The organism is Ruegeria sp. BC6, assembly GCF_056539185.1.
Map to the genome: position 1 here is coordinate 88,609 of NZ_JBQFUM010000006.1, position 18,586 is coordinate 107,194.

Genomic DNA, 18,586 nt, shown 5'->3' on the forward strand with positions numbered 1-18,586 from the left:
CAGCGCGGGATAAAAGACCAAGTGAAGCCGGCGTTCTTCGCGCCGGTTTCTTTTTTGAGCTCCATTCGCTCAGGCAATAGCCTTTGTTTGATTCAATCAGCGCATCCAGACCAAAATTCTAGGATTTGCGCCCGCTGATGACAAAATGGGTTAGAGAAAAGAAAAACCGGCCCCTCTCGGCCAAGGATCTCTGCTCATCCGCCCATTCCTTGGCTTCCTGATCCGGAACGAGCTTGTTGGACTCCGCGAACCTTTTCATCAGGGTGATCATCATATTGGCCAGCCCGTCTGGCCGGAGTTCGTTATCGCAAATCGTGATCGGCGTGATGCTTTCCACAGTGAAACCCGCGTCTCTCAATATCGGTGGCAGTCGTGCGGGCACGTCTCTCCCGACAAAGTGCTCGTCCCAGGCTTTTATCATCTGATCCATTCTTGCCGGATCATCACTGTACCAAACCAGACTGTCGAAATGGATGTCGCCCACGACAAGCAGACCAGCCGTCCTGAGACAGCGATGGGCCTCCGCCACCGCGGCGGCAATGTCGTCTAAATACTCGTAAACCTGAACCGATACCGCCTTGTCGAGTGACGCACCCTCGACCGGAAGTTGGCCTGCCTCACCCTCTATGATCTGGACCCAGTCATATTCATGGCAGCGGTTTTTGGCGGAACTCCGCATCGCCTCACTTGGATCGATCCCCAAAACACGCCCGGTCGGACCAACCGCCCGCGCGAGCTCTGCTGTCAAAAGACCGTTGCCGCATCCAACGTCCGCAATGGTATCACCCGGGGCTGGTCGCAACGCGTCAAAAGACCCTCGCCGCCGCCGGGTGACATCGGCACCTTGATACACGCTATCGAGTAGACGCGTTGTTGCTGCATCAAATTCAAGCATGGGACTCGCAAAACCATTGTTGGTCAATTCGGCACGCGCAAGCCTAGCGGTTTTTGGTCTGATTGTCTGCCTTCGCAAAAAGGCGGCACTCAGGCATCAAGAAAAGCCGCACCTAGTGGGGCGGCTTTTCTTTCACTGTTTAGCGAATAGGGATCAGGAGGCCAGAGGGGCATGCACCCAAGCGACGACACCACACGCTTTGTTCTGGCCGAAGCGAGGATTTCATGGGAAACCGTGTCGTCGGGAGTATTCAACGGGGTCTTCCTGGATGATGTAATCATGGTGACTTATGCCGGACCCGGAAATGGCGTGGCGTTTGCAGCGCAATTGATGAAGAAGGGCCCCAAATAGCACCCCCAGCAATCAACGGATTGACCAGTAGGTTTCGTCGTCGATCTTTTCTGCTATTGGGTACTAAGCAACTTAACTACATCGCCGGATGAAACTGCAACAAACATGTAATTTGTCCCAAGGCCTGCCATGTCTGCCCTATTGTGCATCGGGGATTCACACACTCGTCTCATCGGCTCAAAGCCTGAAAACTCCCGTTTTAAGTATGGCCGCCTTTGTCCCGCCGAAGTACCCGGTTTCAGGGCGACCTACCTATTGAGCCTAAAAGGCGCTACCGCTGCTGGATTTCGACAAAAGGATCATCAAAACTCGCCTTTTGCGAAAGCAACCAAAGCAATAAAGCGCCTGAACCCTGATTTTTTGGTTTTTGGGTTCGGGCAAGTTGACGCTGAACTAAGCTGTTACTTCGTTGCCCTGCGCGATTCTATTAATTTGGAAAGCGCTCTTGAGACGCGGATTGCTAAATTGGGTTCCTATCTTGACGCCTGCAAAGATGTCGCGGATGGTCGGCCGTTTTTAATAAAAGGACTGAACACTTCGACACTGCACGAAACGGCAGCCTTGCACCGAATGGTCGCCAGAAACCTTCATCAGGAACTCGGCCTTATGCAACGGCAGGTGGTGCGGGCCCTGCGTCTGCGTAAGATCACAACCGACGTTCACCGTCAGCTCAACACTCAGCTCACCACGGCTCTGAGCGACGCAGCTCAGGCAAGAAACTTCCCATACGTCGACTTACGTGAGACAACTGGTCTGAAGGAACGTCCCGGGCTGTCAAAACCATCGTTTTGCGCAGGAGGGACTGATATCCATCTAAGGCTGGCCCCTGAAGTTGAAAGCGGATTCGCACAGGCTATTGCCAATAAGGCCAAAGAACTGTTGGGAACGCGCCTTTCGTAACACAAAAGCCGCCCCGAACGGGACGGCCTTTCTTTCACTGTCTCTCGAAAGAGGATCAGGCAGCCAGAGCGGCCTGTGCCTTGGCGACGATCGCGCCGAACGCTTCCGGTTCGTGCACGGCCAGGTCGGCCAGGACTTTGCGGTCCACTTCGATACCGGCCAGGTTCAGGCCGTTGATGAAGCGGGAATAGGTCAGAGCTTCGTCATGCGAACGAACAGCGGCGTTGATGCGCTGGATCCACAGGGCGCGGAAGTTGCGCTTGCGGTTCTTGCGGTCGCGGGTTGCGTACTGGTTCGCCTTGTCGACGGCCTGACGGGCAACCTTGAAGGTGTTCTTGCGGCGGCCATAGTAACCTTTGGCGGCCTTGATGACCTTCTTGTGACGGGCGTGAGTTACGGTTCCACCTTTAACGCGGGACATATCGGTATCTCCTCTTAGCGGTCGTAGGGCATGTAGCCCTTGACGATCTTGGCGTCGGGGGCGGACAGGGTGGTGGTGCCACGGGCGTCGCGGATGAACTTTTTGGTCCGCTTGATCATGCCGTGCCGCTTGCCGGCCTGAGCCGACATGACCTTACCGGTCGCGGTCACCTTGAAGCGCTTCTTGGCGCTCGATTTTGTCTTCATCTTTGGCATTTCCGTCTCCTTTCAGGGTTCGGTCCGAAACGCGACTCGGCATGCCACATCGGCCGGTCACGCGATCAGATGCGCCGTTTACGCAAGTTCGGTCATACTGGCAAGGGGGTTTGGCCCAGAATCTGCGCTTTTCGCAGTGGCCTTGGCACCGGGGCAGCACAGGGCCGCCCCGGTGAAGTGTTTAGTGGCTGAATTTGCGGATTTCGCCGCTCTTCAGACGTTCGGAGTAGGACGCCAGCTCCTGACGCACCACTTTCATCAGGAAGTAGAGCGCAAAGACGTTCACAACCGCCATCGCAAAGATCGCCGCATCCGAGAAATCGATGACCGGGCCAAGGTTGGCCGCCGCACCGATGACAACGAAGATGCAGAAGATGATCTTGAAGACCAACTCTTTGGTGTGGCCTTCGCCGAACAGATAGGTCCATGCCTTGAGGCCATAGTAGGACCAGCTGATCATGGTCGAGAAGGCAAACAGGACCACGGCAATCGCCAGAATGAACGGGAACCAGCTGAACGCGCTGCCGAAGGCCGCCGAGGTCAGGCTGACGCCGGTATTGCCGTCGACCGTTGCAATCGCATTGCCCGCTTCGTTCAGCATGTAGTTGCCGGTTGCCGGATCAACGATCAGCTGCTGGGTGATGATGATCACCAGCGCAGTCATGGTACAGATCACAACCGTGTCGATGAACGGCTCAAGCAGCGAGACGAAGCCTTCCGTGATCGGTTCTTTGGTCCGTACGGCTGAGTGCGCAATCGCCGCGGAACCCACGCCTGCTTCGTTCGAGAACGCCGCACGACGGAAGCCCTGGATCAGCGCACCGACCATACCGCCAGCAACGCCGAGACCGGTGAAAGCACCTGCGAAGATCTGACCAAAGGCCCACCCGATCTGGTCTGCATGCATCAGGATGATAACCAGCGCCGCCAGCACGTACATGACACCCATGAACGGCACGACTTTCTCGGTCACACGCGCGATGGATTTCAGGCCACCCACGATCACCGCAAAGACGATGCCCGCAAAGACCAAACCTGTGATCCAGCCTGGATAGTCTCCGACAATCCCAGCAATCTGCTGGTGCGCCTGATTGGCCTGGAACATGTTGCCCCCGCCCAATGCGCCAAGGATACAGAAGATCGAGAACAGCACGGCCAGGATTTTACCGCCCGGCAGGCCCAGTTCCGCAAAGCCCTTTGACATGTAATACATCGGGCCACCCGAAACGGTGCCGTCTTCATATTCATTTCGGTATTTCACACCCAAAGTACATTCGGTGAATTTCGACGCCATGCCCAGCAGGCCGGCGACGATCATCCAGAACGTGGCACCCGGTCCACCGATCCCGATGGCAACCGCCACACCGGCGATGTTCCCAAGACCAACGGTCCCCGACAAAGCGGTGGCAAGGGCCTGAAAATGGCTGACCTCACCCGCGTCATTGGGGTCGGAGTAATCGCCTTTAACCAAGCTGATCGAGTGTCCGAAGAATCGGAATTGCACAAAGGCAAAATAGAGCGAAAACACTGTGGCCGCGACGACCAGCCACCCCACGATCCATGGGAATCCAGTGCCCGGAAACGGCGCGAAGATAAAGCTAACGAAGGGGCCGGTAAAATCCGCGAAAGCCTGATTGATCTTCTCGTCCAGACCGGGCGCCTCTTGCGCGAAAGCGGGGCCAGACATCAGAGCCATGGTCGCACCAAGGCCCAGTTTTTGAAGCATATTCATCCTAATCCCTCCGCTCAGTTCACGACCGTGACAGGCACGTCGGCATGCATGACCAAGTTCTGAGTCGAGCTTCCAAACAGCCGTTTCTTGAACCCATCCGCCGAGGCGCGGCCGACGATGATCTGAGTGCCGCCGTTTTCGACCGTGATCGCGTTCAGCGTCTCGGCCACGTCGCCATGGCGGACAATACCGCGGGCGCTGAAGCCTGCGGCCTTCAGGGCCTCGACGGCGGGTTCCACCACGCGGCTGGTGGCAAGCGCGATCTCCTCCTCGCGCCGCTTGTGCCGCAAGGCGTTTTCCTCGGGAGTTTGGAAAGTATAGGGCGACCATTCGATGACATAGGCAACCAGCAGTTCACACGATCCAATCCGACTTGCCAGATCCTTGGCAAAGCCGACCGCGCGATCCCCGGTCTCTGTCCCGTCCAGTCCTATGACAATTTTCGTTGTCATCTCGTTCCTCCGTTTTTGTTGATTTGGCCGGGGCCCGTGCCCCCGGCAGGGCAGCCGGAACCTGGAACTCGTTTTACAAGACTGCCCTTCGGTCAAGTATCAGGAAAAATCACTAGGAAAAGGAGATTTTTTCGGTCTATTTTCAGGAAAATATGCCGCCAGACCTCAAAAACGCAGGGAAATTGCCTGATGGACAGGGATTTGGATAAGATCGATCAACGGATATTGGCCGAGCTCGAGGCCAATGGACGCCTGCCAATAGTCGAACTGGCGGCCCGAGTAAACCTGACCAACACGCCGTGTTCCGAGCGGGTGAAACGGCTGGAAAAGAGCGGGTACATCACCGGCTACAGCGCGGTGATCGACAAGGAGAGGCTGGGACTGGGGCACTTGACGGTGGTGCAGGTTTCGCTGACGGCCACAGCCGAACACTCGCTGGATCGTTTCAACGAGGCCGTGCGACGGGTACCTGAAATCGAAACCTGCCTGATGGTCGCCGGATCATTCGACTACATGCTGACCGTGCGGACACGCGACATCGCGCATTTCCGAACGGTTTTGGGCGACAAGATCAACAAGCTTCCGGGGATACACCAGACAAGCTCTTTCACGGTGATGGAAACCGTAAAAGAACCTGTCGGCGCCAAAGCAAGACCCGGCGGACCGGGTGGCTGATCCTATTCGGGATCCGTCGAGTAGATCAGACGCTCGTCGCAGGGGGCGACGCGCAGGATGTTTGTCGAGCCTGGCACGTTGAACGGAACACCGGCGGTCACCACGATCTGATCCGAGGCGCCGGCAAATCCGCTGGCACGCGCCGCGCGCGCCGCATTGACCACGGCGCTTTTGAACCGCTCGAGCTCGGGCGTCATCACGCAGTGACAGCCCCAGCTGAGGCACAGACGCCGCGCGGTGCCCCGCAGCGACGTCATGGCGATGATCGGGACACCGGGACGCTCGCGGGCGGTGAGCAGTGCGGTGGTACCGCTTTGGGTAAAGCAGCAGATCGCCTTGATGTCGGTCTTTTCGGCAATTTCACGGGCCGCGGCCACGATGCCGTCGGCAACGGTCGTTCCCTTGGTCTGGCGCGAGGCGTCGATGATCTGTTTGTATGTTGGGTCGGCTTCGACCTCGATCGCGACCTTGTTCATGGTCTGAACGGCCTCGATCGGATACGAGCCCGCGGCCGACTCGGCGCTCAGCATGATGGCGTCGGTTCCCTCATAGATGGCGGTGGCGACGTCCGACACTTCGGCGCGGGTGGGAATCGGGCTTTCGATCATGCTTTCCAGCATCTGGGTGGCAACGATCACCGGCTTGGCGGCGGCGCGGCACTTGCGGACCAGTCGCTTTTGAATCGGAGGCACGGCCGATACCGGCAGTTCGACCCCCAGATCGCCACGGGCGACCATGATGCCGTCCGATGCGTCGAGAATTTCGTCGAACGCCTCGACCGCGGCGGGTTTTTCGATCTTGGACAGGATGGCGGCGCGGCCGTCGGCCAGGGCGCGCGCTTCGTACACGTCCTTGGCCCGCTGCACGAAGCTTAGCGCAAGCCAGTCGACACCCAGCTGGCAAACGAACTCCAGATCGTCCCGGTCCTTCTCCGACAGGGCCGCCAGCGGCAGTACTACGTCGGGCACGTTCACACCCTTGCGGTTCGAGATGGTCCCGCCGATTTCAACTTTGCAATCCGCGAAATCGGGGCCGCATTTCTCAACCACAAGCCGGATCTTGCCGTCGTTGACCAGCAGATGCGCCCCCGCTTCCAACGCCTGAAAAATCTCGGGATGCGGCAGGCAGACCCGGCTGACATCGCCCGGAGTTTCGTCCAGATCCAGACGGAACGCGGCACCTTCGACCAACTCTTCTGCATCATTCGCAAACACACCGACCCGCAGTTTCGGGCCTTGAAGGTCAGCCAGAATGGCGATCGGACTGTCGAGATCCTTTTCGATCTGACGAATGATCCGGTGGCGTTCACGGATTTCGTCGTGGCTGCCATGGCTCATGTTCAGGCGGAAAACATCGGCGCCGGCCTCGTGCAGAGCACGGATCATATCATAGTCGTTGGACGCCGGGCCCAGCGTCGCCACGATTTTCACATTTCTCAGGCGTCGCATCGATCTTGCTCTCCTTGATGGTCGAATGTTACCGCAAACAATGGTCGGTTTGCTTATTGCGCAATTCCCTTTCCGAGGCAACTGTCCTACACCTGCGGCAAACTAGATGACAGGCTCATGACATACACTCCGTTTTATGTGCACGGGGCGGATCGCCCGTCCCGCTGGCTGATCACGTGCGACCACGCCACCAACACCGTACCGCCGCAGATCAACGGCGGCGACCTGGGCCTCCCTCGTGAGGACATGGAGCGCCACATCGCCTATGACGTGGGCGCCTACGAGGTGTCGAAACATCTGGGCGAGATCCTGAACGCGCCGGTGATCGCGGCCAATTTCTCGCGGCTGGTGATCGACCCGAACCGGGGCGAGGACGACCCGACCCTGTTGATGAAACTGTACGACGGGTCGATCATCCCGGCCAACCGTCATGCCGACGCCGCCGAGCGCGAACGGCGCCTGAACCTGTGCTATCGCCCCTATCACGAGGCGCTGGCCAAGATGGCCGCCCTGCCCCACGCCGTGATTGTGTCGATGCATTCCTTCACGCGCCAGTTGCGGGGCCGCCCGCCGCGCCCCTGGCATGTGGGCATCCTGCACACCGCGGACGAACGGTTCTCGGCCCCGCTGATCAACCGGCTGCGGGCCGAGGAGGATCTGTGCGTCGGCGTCAACGAACCCTACACCGGCGTGTTGCCGGGGGATGCGATCGACCGGCACGCCACCGCCTTTGGTCGCCCCAACGCGCTGATCGAGCTTCGCAACGACCTGATCGCCGATCATGCCGGGCAGCGCGCCTGGGCCGAGCGGCTGGCCCCAATCCTGAACGATGCGCTGGCCGCAAGCGGGCTGTAACGCTGGAAAAATCCGCGACCAAACGACGCCCGCGCCCTTGCGCGGCCCACGGGCAGCCCCCATTTTCCGGGGTGAAAGGAGGCCGTCATGACACCTGAAACCCTGACAGCCTTTTTTGGCTGGATGACCGTTCTGAACTTTGCGGTCCTGCTGCTGTCGACTCTGATGGTGGTGGCCCTGCAGGACCGCATCGCCGCCATTCACGGCCGCATGTTCCAGATGGAAAAGGCCGAGGTCAGAAAGGCCTATTTCAAGTATCTGGCGAACTACAAGATCCTGACCCTGATCTTCTGCCTCATGCCCTGGATTGCCCTCAAGCTGGTCTGAACCGGCGCGCGTTGTGCAATGGCCCCGCGCTTGCTAGGTCTGGACCAAATCCCTTCAAACCGGAGCCCGCCCATGGACCGCCAGACCGAGATCGAACTTCAGGCCGCCGCTTTCCGCCGTCTGCAGAAACACCTGATGCAGGACCGCACCGACGTTCAGAACATCGACATGATGAACCTGGCCGGGTTCTGCCGAAACTGCCTGGCGCGGTGGTATCAGGAGGCCGCCAATGAAAAAGGCATCGAAATGGGCAAGGACGAAGCCCGCGAGATTTTCTATGACATGACCATGGATGAGTGGAAATCCAAATACCAGACCGAGGCCAGCCCCGAGAAACAGGCCGCCTTCAAGGTCGCGTTCGAAGAGAACGTGGGCAAAACAGACTGACGCCTTAACGAAAAGGCCCGCCAGATCGGCGGGCCTTTGCATTCAGATCGCTGCCTTCAGGCTTTCGTCCAGATAGATCTCGCGCAGCCGCGTGGCGATCGGGCCCGGCGTGCCGTTGCCCAGCACCACGCCGTCGATCTCGACCACAGGCATTACGAACGCGCTGGCCGAGGTGGTAAAGGCCTCGTCGGCTTCTTTTGCTTCGTCGATGGTGAACAGGCGCTCCTCGACTTCCATCTGCGCCTCGGCCGCCATGCGCAGTACCGCCTTGCGGGTAATCCCGTGCAGGATGTCGTTCGACAGCGGGCGGGTAACGATCTTGCCGTTCTTGACGATATAGGCGTTGTTGCTGGTGCCTTCGGTCACATACCCGTCTTCGATCATCCAGGCATCATCGCACCCTGCGGCCTTGGCCATCATCTTGCCCATGGAGGGGTACAGCAGTTGCACCGTCTTGATGTCGCGCCGGCCCCAGCGGATATCCTCGATCGAGATGATCTTGGCCCCTTTCTTCGCCGCCGGGTTGTCAGCCAGCCCGGGCTTGTTCTGGGTGAACAGCACCAGCGTCGGCTTGGTGTCTGCCGAAGGGAAGACAAAATCGCGGTCGCCATCGCTGCCGCGGGTGACCTGCAGATAGACCAGCCCCTCGTTGATACCGTTCAGCTCGACCAGCTTGCGGTGGATTTCGAGCAGCTCGTCCTTGGTGCAGGGTTCGGCCATCTGTAATTCGTCCAGAGACCGCTTCAGGCGCACCGCGTGACCCTCGAAGTCGATCAGCTTGCCGTCCAGCACGCTGGTCACCTCATAGACGGCATCCGCCATCAGAAAGCCTCGGTCGAAGATCGAGACCTTGGCTTCGGTCTCGGGCAGGTATTCGCCGTTCACGTAAACGGTGCGGGTCATGTCATATCCTTCTCGTCCTTGGTCTGCGCCCATTCCTCGCCTCAGCGCGTCACCCCCAGAGCGCCGCCTGCGGCGGGTGTACTCCGGCCTCGTCGAAAACCAGCGGGGTGTCGCGGTCTTCGGCCAACAGAAGCGGGCCGTCAAGGTCCGTCACCAGCGCACCCTGCGCCACCAGTGTCGCAGGTGCCATCGCCAAAGAGCTGCCGACCATGCAGCCTACCATGATGCCATAGCCCTCGGCCTGCGCTGCGCGGCGCAGTTCCAGCGCCTCGGTCAGACCGCCGGTCTTGTCCAGCTTGATGTTGATCACGTCATATTTGCCCTTCAGACCGGGCAGGCTGGCGCGATCGTGGCAGCTCTCGTCGGCGCAGACCGGCACCGGGCGATCGAGTCCGATCAGCGCCTCGTCATCGCCGGCGGGCAGCGGCTGTTCGACCAACGCGACGCCCAAACGCACCAGATGCGGCGCCAGATCGGCATAGACCTCGGCCGACCAGCCCTCGTTGGCATCCACGATGATCTTTGCATCCCGTGCCCCGGCTCGCACGGCCTCGAGCCGCGGCATGTCGTCGGGCGTGCCCAGCTTGATCTTCAACAGCGGACGATGCGCGTTCTTCGCCGCCTGCGCCCGCATGGCGTCGGGCGTGTCCAGCGACAGGGTATAGGCAGTGATCTCGGGTTTGGGCGCGGGCAGGCCGGCCAGTTCCCAAGCGCGCTTGCCCGCGCGCTTCGCCTCAAGGTCCCACAGGGCGCAATCGACCGCATTGCGCGCGGCACCGGCGGGCAGCAGGTCCATCAGCGACTGGCGCGTGAAGGCCTCTGGCAAACCGCGGATCTCGGCCTCGACCGACTCCAGCGTTTCGTCATACCGGGCATAGGGCACACATTCACCCCAACCCTGATGCGTCCCATCCGTCAGGCGCACCGTCAGTACTTTGGCCTCGGTCCGCGACCCGCGCGAGATGGTGAACACCTGCGCCAGCCGGAACACATCACGAGAGACGTCGATCTGCACGCGCGCCCTCCTTTGTTTTTGCAGTTTCCAGCGCCGGAGGCAGGTATCCCCGCCATCGGCGCCCCGGTTGGATCACATCGCGGCCAGCGCGTCCACCAGCTTGCCCGCGCCGAACCGGTACGGATCCGTGGTCGGCAGGCCCATCTCGGCCTCGACCTTGGCGATGTAGGCTTTCGCGTCCTCCTCGCTCAGGTGCTGCGTGTTGATCGACACACCCGCGACCTGACAGGCGGGGTTCGCCACGCGCGCCAAAGGCAGGGCCGTGTCGCGCAGCTGTTCCAGCGTCGGCAAAGAGTATTCCGGCAGACCGCGCATATGGGTGCGGGTCGGCTCGTGGCACAGAACCAGAGCATCCGGCTGACCGCCATGGATCAAAGCCATGGTCACGCCGGAATACGAGACATGGAACAGCGACCCCTGCCCCTCGATGTGATCCCAGTGATCGGGATCGTTCTCGGGCGTCAGGTACTCGACGGAACCGGCCATGAAATCGGCCACCACGGCGTCCAGCGGAACGCCCTGCCCGGTGATCAGAATGCCGGTCTGGCCGGTGGCGCGGAAGGTCGATTTCATGCCGCGCTTGCGCATCTCGGCATCCATCGACATGGCCGTGTACATCTTGCCCGCCGAACAATCGGTGCCCACCGCAAGACAGCGCTTGCCGCTGCGCTTGCGCCCGTTGGCGATCGGATAGCCCACCGTGGGCACGCGAACGTCATGCAGGGTGCATCCATGGGTCTGGGCCGCGGCCACCAGATCGCCTTCGTCGCGCAGCAGGTTGTGCAGGCCCGAGGCCAGGTCATAGCCCATTTCCAGCGCGGCGATCAGGACCTCTTTCCAGGCCTGGCTGATGACGCCACCGCGGTTCGCGACACCGATCACCAGCGTCTTGGCGCCGGCGGCCTTGCCTTCGGCCAGGGTCATGTCGGTCAGGCCCAGATCGGCCTTGCAGCCATCCATCCGTAGCTGACCCACGGCGTTTTCCGGGCGCCAATCCCGAATGCCGATCGCGACCTTGGCGGCCAGTTGGTCGGGGGCATCGCCCAAAAACAGCAGATACGGTGTCTCGATCATCGCGCGCTCTCCTTTTCTTCCGCCCCAACCTATTGAAGGCCGTCAACGAGCGTTTCTCGTTTTCCTCCGACCTCCCGCACCTCGACCGGAGAATTTTGCAAGATTCCCCCGCGCGGCGCAAAAAGCTTCGAAATTTTCAAAACGATGAAACTTTGACCGCCGCGTTCCGGGGGTTGCGCACAGCTTTCTGCAACAGCATTGCCGCAGTTGCACAATCAGGCTTGCGCAGGGTCGCGCAATTTAATACCCAATTGCCAACTGAAATCGCAATTTCATTACCCAGCGAGGTGCCGATGAGCTTTCGTATCCAACCCGCCGCCCCGGCGCGACCAAACCGCTGTCAGCTGTTCGGCCCCGGTTCCAACACCAAGCTGTTCCCCAAGATGGCCGCCTCGGCCGCGGACGTGATCAACCTCGACCTCGAAGATTCGGTGGCCCCGTCCGACAAGGACACCGCCCGCGCCAATGTGATCGAGGCGCTGAACACCGTGGACTGGGGAAACAAGTACATGTCGGTGCGCATCAACGGGCTGGATACGCCCTATTGGTACCGCGATGTCGTTGACCTGCTGGAACAGGCCAGCGACCGGCTGGATCAGATCATGATCCCCAAGGTGGGCTGCGCCGAGGATGTCTATGCGGTTGACGCCTTGGTCACTGCGATCGAACGCGCGAAGGGCCGCACCAAGCCCATCAGCTTTGAAGTCATCATCGAATCCGCCGCCGGCATCGCCCATGTCGAGGAAATCGCGGCCTCCTCCCCACGCCTGCAGGCCATGAGCCTGGGCGCGGCCGATTTCGCCGCCTCGATGGGGATGCAGACCACGGGAATCGGCGGCACGCAGGAAAACTATTACATGCTGCGCGAAGGACAGAAATACTGGTCGGACCCGTGGCACTGGGCGCAGGCGGCCATCGTGGCGGCCTGCCGCACCCATGGGGTGCTGCCGGTCGACGGTCCGTTCGGCGACTTCTCGGACGACGAAGGCTATATCGCGCAAGCGCGCCGTTCGGCGACGCTGGGCATGGTCGGCAAATGGGCGATCCACCCCAAGCAGATCGCGCTGGCCAATCAAGTCTTCACCCCGTCGGACGAGGCGGTGGCCGAAGCGCGCGAGATCCTGGCCGCGATGGAGCAAGCCAAGGCCAATGGCGAAGGCGCCACGGTCTACAAGGGGCGGCTGGTCGACATCGCCTCGATCAAGCAGGCCGAGGTGATCGTGGCACAGGCGGAACTGATCGCCGCAAACGGCTGATGGGGGCTTCAAAAAAAGGCGCTCGTTTCGAGCGCCTTTTCCTGACTTCGGTTGGCCTCAGCGGCCGAACACGTTGTTTGGGGTCCAGGTAAATTTCTCACCCTGCTTGCCGGATTTCATCATCAGGCAGGACGTTCCCAGCTTCTGGAAATAGATGATCTTCAGAGGGTACCAGCCCGCCTTTGGAACCTCGACCTCGGTGCGCTGGTTGGCTTCGCACCCCTGGATCCCGGTGACACGGCCGATCTGCTGGCCACCGACATAGGCCTCGATCCCGTCATTGGACCAGGTTTCAAGCTCGTAAATGCCCGGAGAATCAAAGCGCATGTACCCGGTGATTTCAGCGGCAACATTGTAGGGGTCCGTGAATGTCAAAACCGGCTCGCCCTTGTTGGTGTCGGCATAGTCCAGCCCGCGCAGTGGCTTGCCCGGCTTGGCCTTGGACAATACGCTTTTGGCCTGGCTCAGATCGCGGATCTTTCTCTGAGTACCCTGCCCCACATATTTCACGTTCAACCCCGCCTTGGGATTGGGCTGCGGGTTGGCGGGCTGCAATTTCAAAGGCGCGGCAAATGCGGCACCGGCGACAATCGCCACCACGGCCGCCAATGCGCCTGTCCGAACAAAACTCATGATCGTGTCTCCCTGACATCGCGCACTGTTCGATCTGATGCCGAATTTCTGGCGCTTTCAGGCCGACGATATTCCGGGATACACATGCCTGCAAGGCCCTAGCGGCAGTGGGCTCAAGCTCAGGCCCGCAGGTCTTTCGGGGATCCCATGACCACGTAGGACGTGATCGAGGTGACATGGGGCAACGTGCCCAATACGTCGGTATGGAAGGTCTTGTAGGCCGACAGGTCGGCGCATTCCACCCGCAGCAAGTATTCGATCGTACCGGTGATGTTGTGGCATTCGACCACTTCGGGCGCCAATTGCACCGCTTTTTCAAAACCTTCCTGAGCGGCCTTTGTATGCTCACCCAGTCCGACGCCGATATAGGCGACAAAACCGACGCCCATCGCCGCAGGGTTCAAAACGGCGCGATACCCGCTGATAATGCCCGACCGCTCAAGCTCTTGAACCCGGCGCAGACAGGCAGACGGCGAAAGCCCTACGCGGTCCGCCAGTTCAAGGTTGCTGATCCGGCCATTCCGGGCCAGCTCTTGCAATATTTGCTGATTCTTGAGGTCAATATTCGCCATTTGTTGCAAGCTTTATGTAATCGAGCGCGAAATCGCAATTTCATTTGACCAAACCTGAGCGATCTTTGCGCCATGACTTACGACATTCTACTTGCGCTGGTCGCCTTTGCCTTTGTCTCGTCCATCACGCCGGGACCGAACAATCTGATGCTCATGGCCTCAGGGGCGAATTTCGGGTTCCGGCGAACAGTCCCCCATATGCTGGGTATCGGCCTGGGTTTCATGCTGATGGTTTTGTTGGTCGGCGCAGGATTGGTGCAGGTGTTCGAGGCCTATCCCATCAGCCACGTGATCCTCAAAATCGCGTCGGTGGCCTATCTGCTATTCCTCGCGTGGCGAATTGCCAATGCGGCTCCTGCCAAGGGCCCGGGGCACGTCGGACGGCCCATGACGTTTCTGCAGGCGGCAGCGTTTCAGTGGGTGAACCCCAAAGCCTGGGCCATGGCGCTGACGGCAACGACGGCCTATGCCCCGGGCCAGACCCTGCAAGCCATTGCGCTGGTTGCCCTTGTATTCGGCTGCGTGAACTTGCCATCTGTCAGCACTTGGACGGTTCTGGGCCAGCAGATGGCACGCGTGCTGACCAGCCGGCGACGTCTGACCGTGTTCAACTGGTCGATGGCGGCTCTTCTGGTGATTTCGTTGTACCCTGTGCTGTGGCCAGGCTGAGGTCGCAGGCACGCGTACCATGTCGACGCGCGCGGGGAAACGCACCCCGACACGCGGTGCCGAGTTGCATCCGGGGCGACCTCGGGTCATATAGCGGAGAACTTTCGCGTTGAGAGGCGTCATGACCCAGTATCTGGATTTCGAAAAACCGCTGGCCGAGATTGAAGGCAAAGCCGAAGAGCTGCGCGCCCTGGCCCGCGCCAACGAAGAGATGGACGTAGCGGACGAAGCCGCCGCGCTGGACGCCAAGGCGGCCAAGCTGCTGGACGAGTTGTACAAGGACCTGACGCCCTGGCGGAAATGCCAGGTGGCCCGCCATCCCCAACGTCCGCACTGCAAGGATTATGTCGAGGCCCTGTTCACCGAATTCACCCCGCTGGCTGGCGACCGCAATTTTGCCGACGATCTGGCGGTCATCGGCGGCCTGGCACGGTTCAACGACCAGCCGGTGATGGTGATCGGCCATGAAAAAGGCTCGGACACCAAATCGCGGATCGAGCGCAACTTCGGCATGGCCCGCCCCGAAGGCTATCGCAAAGCCGTGCGCCTTATGGAAATGGCTGGTCGGTTTGGTCTGCCGGTGATCACCTTGGTGGATACTGCCGGCGCGTATCCGGGCAAGGGCGCGGAAGAACGCGGGCAATCCGAAGCGATCGCCCGTTCAACCGAGATGTGTCTGAAAATCGGTGTGCCGCTGGTGTCTGTCATCATCGGCGAAGGCGGCTCGGGCGGCGCGGTGGCCTTTGCCACGGCCAACCGGGTGGCGATGCTGGAGCACTCGATCTATTCGGTGATTTCGCCCGAGGGCTGCGCGTCGATCCTGTGGAAAGATGCCGAAAAAATGCGCGAGGCCGCCGAGGCGCTGCGCCTGACCGCGCAGGACCTTCAAAAGTTGGGCGTCTGCGACCTGATCATCCCCGAACCCAAAGGTGGCGCGCATCGCGACCGCCCGGCCACGATCGAATCCGTGGGCAGGGCGATCGCCAAGATGCTGAAGGATCTGAACGGCAAGGATGCCGCCGCGCTGATCAAGGACCGGCGTCAGAAATTCCTGGACCTGGGGTCCAAGGGACTGGCGGCCTGATCCGTCAGCCCCCCAATGAGCGCAACAAACTGACCGAGGGCACGCCCGTAACGGGCATGCCCTTGGCTTGCTGATACGCGGTTATGGCCGCGGTGGTATTCTTGCCAATCACCCCATCAGCGCCTTGCGTGTCATACCCGGCAGCAGTCAGACGACGCTGCAACTCTTTGCGATCTTCCAGCGTCAGGCCGGTTTCGTCGGGCCCGAAAGACGCCAGAAAGGGTGCGCCACCGGCGATCCGATCCGACAGGTGCCCGACCCCGATCGCGTAGCTGTCCGAGTTGTTGTAGCGTTTGATCACCTGGAAATTGCGGAACACCGCTATGCGCGGCCCGGGTTTCTGCGGCTGCAGGATTGCAACCGGTGTGCCCGAATTTGCCGCCGCAGATCCGACCTCACCCCCCCAAGGCTGGCCCCGCACCCAACCCGCCCGCGACAGGTAGGCAGCCGTCGAAGCCAGCGAGTCCGTCGGATCGTCGGACCAGATGTCGCGTCGGCCGTCTCCGGTGAAATCCACGGCGTAGGCCAGATACGAGGTCGGGATGAATTGCGTATGCCCCATGGCACCGGCCCAGCTGCCGGTCATGTTCGCCGGGGAGGTGTCACCGTTCTGAAGGATCTTCAACGCCGCAATCAGCTGGCTTTCAAAGAACGCCCCGCGACGCCCGTCATAGGCCAGCGTGGAAAGGGCCGAAATCACGGGCACATCTCCCCGCCGCTGCCCATAGCGGCTTTCCAGCCCCCAGACCGCCACCACGACCTCTTTGTCCACGCCATAGCGCGACTCGACCTGCGTGAGGGTCGCGTTGTGGCGTTGCAGCATCTGCTTGCCGGTACTGATCCGCTCGTCTGACGCGGCGATGGCCAGATAGTCTTCGAGCGAGCGCTTGAACTCGACCTGGTTGCGGTCGCGTTCGATCACATCTGGCAGGTAACCGGCCCCCTGAAACGCCCGGTCGATCGTCGCTTGCGAAATACCCTGCCCCGCCGCGCGCGCCTTGAAACTTGCAACCCAGGAATCCCAGCCGGCATTGGGCACTGCCCGCATTCGCGACGCGGTTGTTCCGGTTGGCGCGGACCCGCCCGCGCAGGCGCTCAGGAAACCTGCACCGAGGCCCAGTGAGAATGTCCGTCGATTGATCATGGCTGAAATCTGCTCTTGTTTGTTGTTGGCAGCAGCGTAGCGCAGCAAATGCCTTGAGGCTAGCTTCGCAACCGCCGCCCGTTTGGATTTCGCACTTTGAGCAAAGGCCCGCTCAGCTGACCAGCAGGCGCAGACCCTGGGTTACATCCGATCGCACCGCCAACCGCAAACCCGGTTCGTCCCCCGCCTTCAGAGCGGCGATGATCAGCTTGTGGTAATGTGGCGGCTCGGTCCGTCGCAGGCGGCCATAAAGAGCCCGCATGGTCGGACCAAGCTGCAGCCAGACGGTTTCGGCCATCGCAAGCATGGCCGGAGCCTGCGCCCGCAGATAAAGCGTGCGGTGAAACTCGAGGTTCGTTCGGATGTAGCCGACCGCATCGCGCTTGGTCACCATTTCGGCCACGGTCATGTTGATGCTCTGCAACCGGTCGATCAGAGCCATATGCGCCCGAGGCAGCGCACGGCTGGCCAGCTCGACCTCCAGCAGGGCCCGCAGCGCGGCCAATTCTTCGATCCGGTCGTTGCTGAGTTCGGGCGTGGAAACCCGACCCGAGTTCGACAGAAACAGCGCCCCTTCGGCGGCCAGACGGCGAACGGCTTCGCGCGCCGGCGTCATGGACACGCCGAACTCCTTGCCTATTCCGCGCAGCGTCAGCGCTTGACCGGGCGGGATTTCTCCATGCATGATTCGAGACCGCAGGGCGCGGTATACCTGATCATGGGTCGCGATCTGGGAGTCGGAGCTGCGGGTTGTCAACATCCCCTCATGTGATCACAAATCCCAGTAACGTCAACCGGGGGGCGCATCGAACCTGTAACGGTGCAGTTCGGCTCCATTGTCGCGCAGCCAGTGCCGGGCCGCTTTGTACGGCCCAAAAAGCCGCTCGACCTGCGCCCAGAACGCCGCCGAATGGTTCATCTCGGCCAGATGCGCGACCTCATGAGCCGCGACATAGTGCAGGATTTCGGGGGGCGCCAGAATCAGCCGCCACGAAAACATCAACCCTCCCGCTGCATTGCACGACCCCCACCGCGACCGTGTATCGCGCATCGTCAGACTGGAGTAGCCCCGCCCCAGCATGGCCGCATAGTCGTCGCAGGCTTCGGTCAAGCGATCACGCGCCAGCTCTTTCAAAAAGCGGGCGAGGCGCCGCGCTTCGGCCCCTTCGGGCACCGCAACCTGATCGGCGTGCAAACTGACCCGGCGCCCCTCCGCCGGCACGATTCGCCTTGGCACACCTTCGACCGGCAGGGTTTCCCCGAAGCCGACCGACGCCGGAACGGGCCGCGCGCCCAGATGCTGGCGGATCCAGTCCTCCTTTGAGCGCGCAAAGCCGATCGCCTCGGATTCGGACACACCCTGCGGATAAGTCAACGTAACCCGGCCGTCCAACTGGGAAATCCGCAAGCTTATGCGGCGTGCCCGCGCCGATTTGCGCAAGGTCAGCGCAACGGGAGGCTGTCCGGGCAATGAATGTCGCCCCATGGTGCGATCTCCTTGGCGCAAAGGCTTTGACAGTACCCGCCGCATGTGGCAGGTGACCTGAATCGTTGATACGACTCACCTGATATCAAGGG

Annotated in this window: 23 protein-coding genes; 9 read left to right on the top strand and 14 right to left on the bottom strand. The window is 60.8% G+C overall.

Going from position 1 to position 18,586, the window contains the following annotated elements; all coding sequences use genetic code 11:
• Positions 1–118: 118 nt before the first annotated feature.
• On the bottom strand, positions 119–895 hold the full coding sequence (locus tag ACR0MM_RS16960; protein WP_480697507.1) for a methyltransferase domain-containing protein: 777 nt from the start codon (positions 893–895) through the stop codon (positions 119–121).
• Between the two features lie 171 nt (positions 896–1,066).
• Here ACR0MM_RS16960 and ACR0MM_RS16965 point away from each other — a divergent pair, with 171 nt between their 5' ends.
• The gene (locus ACR0MM_RS16965; protein ID WP_170448817.1) at positions 1,067–1,246 is read left to right on the top strand and encodes a hypothetical protein; all 180 of its coding nucleotides are present in this window, start codon (positions 1,067–1,069) and stop codon (positions 1,244–1,246) included.
• Between the two features lie 129 nt (positions 1,247–1,375).
• Entirely contained in the window at positions 1,376–2,146 is a 771-nt protein-coding gene (locus ACR0MM_RS16970) for an SGNH/GDSL hydrolase family protein (RefSeq protein ID WP_480697509.1), read from the top strand.
• 55 nt (positions 2,147–2,201) lie between these two features.
• On the opposite strand, the gene rplT is transcribed toward ACR0MM_RS16970, so the two are convergent.
• The 4 genes from rplT to ACR0MM_RS16990 form a co-directional block, all read right to left on the bottom strand.
• Positions 2,202–2,567 (bottom strand): 50S ribosomal protein L20, encoded by a 366-nt coding sequence (gene rplT / locus ACR0MM_RS16975; protein ID WP_093965154.1) that lies wholly within the window; start codon positions 2,565–2,567, stop codon positions 2,202–2,204.
• A 14-nt stretch (positions 2,568–2,581) separates the two neighbouring features.
• Positions 2,582–2,782, bottom strand: coding sequence for a 50S ribosomal protein L35 (rpmI, locus tag ACR0MM_RS16980; RefSeq protein ID WP_039523697.1), 201 nt, complete (start codon positions 2,780–2,782; stop codon positions 2,582–2,584).
• A 181-nt stretch (positions 2,783–2,963) separates the two neighbouring features.
• Complete coding sequence (locus ACR0MM_RS16985) at positions 2,964–4,514, bottom strand: alanine/glycine:cation symporter family protein (protein ID WP_170380992.1); 1,551 nt, start codon at positions 4,512–4,514, stop codon at positions 2,964–2,966.
• Positions 4,515–4,528: 14 nt separating this feature from the next.
• Complete coding sequence (locus ACR0MM_RS16990; RefSeq protein ID WP_480697511.1) at positions 4,529–4,966, bottom strand: universal stress protein; 438 nt, start codon at positions 4,964–4,966, stop codon at positions 4,529–4,531.
• Between the two features lie 189 nt (positions 4,967–5,155).
• Here ACR0MM_RS16990 and ACR0MM_RS16995 point away from each other — a divergent pair, with 189 nt between their 5' ends.
• Positions 5,156–5,641: an Lrp/AsnC family transcriptional regulator gene (locus ACR0MM_RS16995; RefSeq protein WP_093965149.1), complete on the top strand. Its 486-nt coding sequence runs from the start codon at positions 5,156–5,158 to the stop codon at positions 5,639–5,641.
• A 2-nt stretch (positions 5,642–5,643) separates the two neighbouring features.
• Here the strand turns inward: ACR0MM_RS16995 and pyk are convergent, their stop codons facing one another.
• Entirely contained in the window at positions 5,644–7,089 is a 1,446-nt protein-coding gene (gene pyk, locus ACR0MM_RS17000; protein WP_480697513.1) for a pyruvate kinase, read from the bottom strand.
• A gap of 117 nt (positions 7,090–7,206) precedes the next feature.
• Between pyk and ACR0MM_RS17005 the strand changes: the two genes are divergently transcribed.
• The 3 genes from ACR0MM_RS17005 to ACR0MM_RS17015 all read left to right on the top strand — a co-directional run bounded on the left by ACR0MM_RS17005 (position 7,207) and on the right by ACR0MM_RS17015 (position 8,658).
• Positions 7,207–7,944, top strand: coding sequence for an N-formylglutamate amidohydrolase (locus ACR0MM_RS17005; protein ID WP_480697515.1), 738 nt, complete (start codon positions 7,207–7,209; stop codon positions 7,942–7,944).
• An 87-nt stretch (positions 7,945–8,031) separates the two neighbouring features.
• Complete coding sequence (locus ACR0MM_RS17010; RefSeq protein WP_005981131.1) at positions 8,032–8,271, top strand: DUF6868 family protein; 240 nt, start codon at positions 8,032–8,034, stop codon at positions 8,269–8,271.
• 72 nt (positions 8,272–8,343) lie between these two features.
• Positions 8,344–8,658: a DUF1244 domain-containing protein gene (locus ACR0MM_RS17015; RefSeq protein WP_170373306.1), complete on the top strand. Its 315-nt coding sequence runs from the start codon at positions 8,344–8,346 to the stop codon at positions 8,656–8,658.
• A 42-nt stretch (positions 8,659–8,700) separates the two neighbouring features.
• Here the strand turns inward: ACR0MM_RS17015 and ACR0MM_RS17020 are convergent, their stop codons facing one another.
• The 3 genes from ACR0MM_RS17020 to dgcN form a co-directional block, all read right to left on the bottom strand.
• Positions 8,701–9,561, bottom strand: coding sequence for a D-amino-acid transaminase (locus ACR0MM_RS17020; RefSeq protein ID WP_170343360.1), 861 nt, complete (start codon positions 9,559–9,561; stop codon positions 8,701–8,703).
• A gap of 49 nt (positions 9,562–9,610) precedes the next feature.
• Positions 9,611–10,576 (bottom strand): N-acetyl-D-Glu racemase DgcA, encoded by a 966-nt coding sequence (gene dgcA, locus ACR0MM_RS17025; protein ID WP_170343359.1) that lies wholly within the window; start codon positions 10,574–10,576, stop codon positions 9,611–9,613.
• Positions 10,577–10,648: 72 nt separating this feature from the next.
• Entirely contained in the window at positions 10,649–11,650 is a 1,002-nt protein-coding gene (gene dgcN, locus ACR0MM_RS17030; RefSeq protein ID WP_170593525.1) for an N-acetyltransferase DgcN, read from the bottom strand.
• Between the two features lie 293 nt (positions 11,651–11,943).
• Between dgcN and ACR0MM_RS17035 the strand changes: the two genes are divergently transcribed.
• Positions 11,944–12,906 carry an L-malyl-CoA/beta-methylmalyl-CoA lyase gene (locus tag ACR0MM_RS17035; RefSeq protein ID WP_170453006.1) on the top strand — a complete coding sequence of 321 codons (963 nt, stop codon included), beginning with the start codon at positions 11,944–11,946 and terminating at the stop codon, positions 12,904–12,906.
• Between the two features lie 57 nt (positions 12,907–12,963).
• On the opposite strand, the gene ACR0MM_RS17040 is transcribed toward ACR0MM_RS17035, so the two are convergent.
• Both ACR0MM_RS17040 and ACR0MM_RS17045 read right to left on the bottom strand, forming a co-directional pair.
• Complete coding sequence (locus ACR0MM_RS17040; RefSeq protein ID WP_170343356.1) at positions 12,964–13,539, bottom strand: PA14 domain-containing protein; 576 nt, start codon at positions 13,537–13,539, stop codon at positions 12,964–12,966.
• A 119-nt stretch (positions 13,540–13,658) separates the two neighbouring features.
• Complete coding sequence (locus ACR0MM_RS17045) at positions 13,659–14,111, bottom strand: Lrp/AsnC family transcriptional regulator (RefSeq protein ID WP_480697519.1); 453 nt, start codon at positions 14,109–14,111, stop codon at positions 13,659–13,661.
• A gap of 72 nt (positions 14,112–14,183) precedes the next feature.
• Here ACR0MM_RS17045 and ACR0MM_RS17050 point away from each other — a divergent pair, with 72 nt between their 5' ends.
• Together ACR0MM_RS17050 and ACR0MM_RS17055 are read left to right on the top strand one after the other, a co-directional pair.
• A complete protein-coding gene (locus ACR0MM_RS17050) occupies positions 14,184–14,780 on the top strand; it encodes a LysE family translocator (RefSeq protein ID WP_480697521.1) in 597 nt (198 codons plus the stop codon).
• 121 nt (positions 14,781–14,901) lie between these two features.
• Positions 14,902–15,864: an acetyl-CoA carboxylase carboxyltransferase subunit alpha gene (locus tag ACR0MM_RS17055; protein ID WP_093965129.1), complete on the top strand. Its 963-nt coding sequence runs from the start codon at positions 14,902–14,904 to the stop codon at positions 15,862–15,864.
• A gap of 4 nt (positions 15,865–15,868) precedes the next feature.
• Here ACR0MM_RS17055 and ACR0MM_RS17060 read toward each other — a convergent pair whose 3' ends face one another.
• The 3 genes from ACR0MM_RS17060 to ACR0MM_RS17070 form a co-directional block, all read right to left on the bottom strand.
• Positions 15,869–17,008 (bottom strand): lytic murein transglycosylase, encoded by a 1,140-nt coding sequence (locus ACR0MM_RS17060; protein ID WP_480697523.1) that lies wholly within the window; start codon positions 17,006–17,008, stop codon positions 15,869–15,871.
• Between the two features lie 112 nt (positions 17,009–17,120).
• On the bottom strand, positions 17,121–17,768 hold the full coding sequence (locus tag ACR0MM_RS17065) for a GntR family transcriptional regulator (protein WP_093965127.1): 648 nt from the start codon (positions 17,766–17,768) through the stop codon (positions 17,121–17,123).
• Positions 17,769–17,798: 30 nt separating this feature from the next.
• Complete coding sequence (locus ACR0MM_RS17070) at positions 17,799–18,494, bottom strand: M48 family metallopeptidase (RefSeq protein ID WP_480697525.1); 696 nt, start codon at positions 18,492–18,494, stop codon at positions 17,799–17,801.
• Positions 18,495–18,586 lie beyond the last annotated feature (92 nt).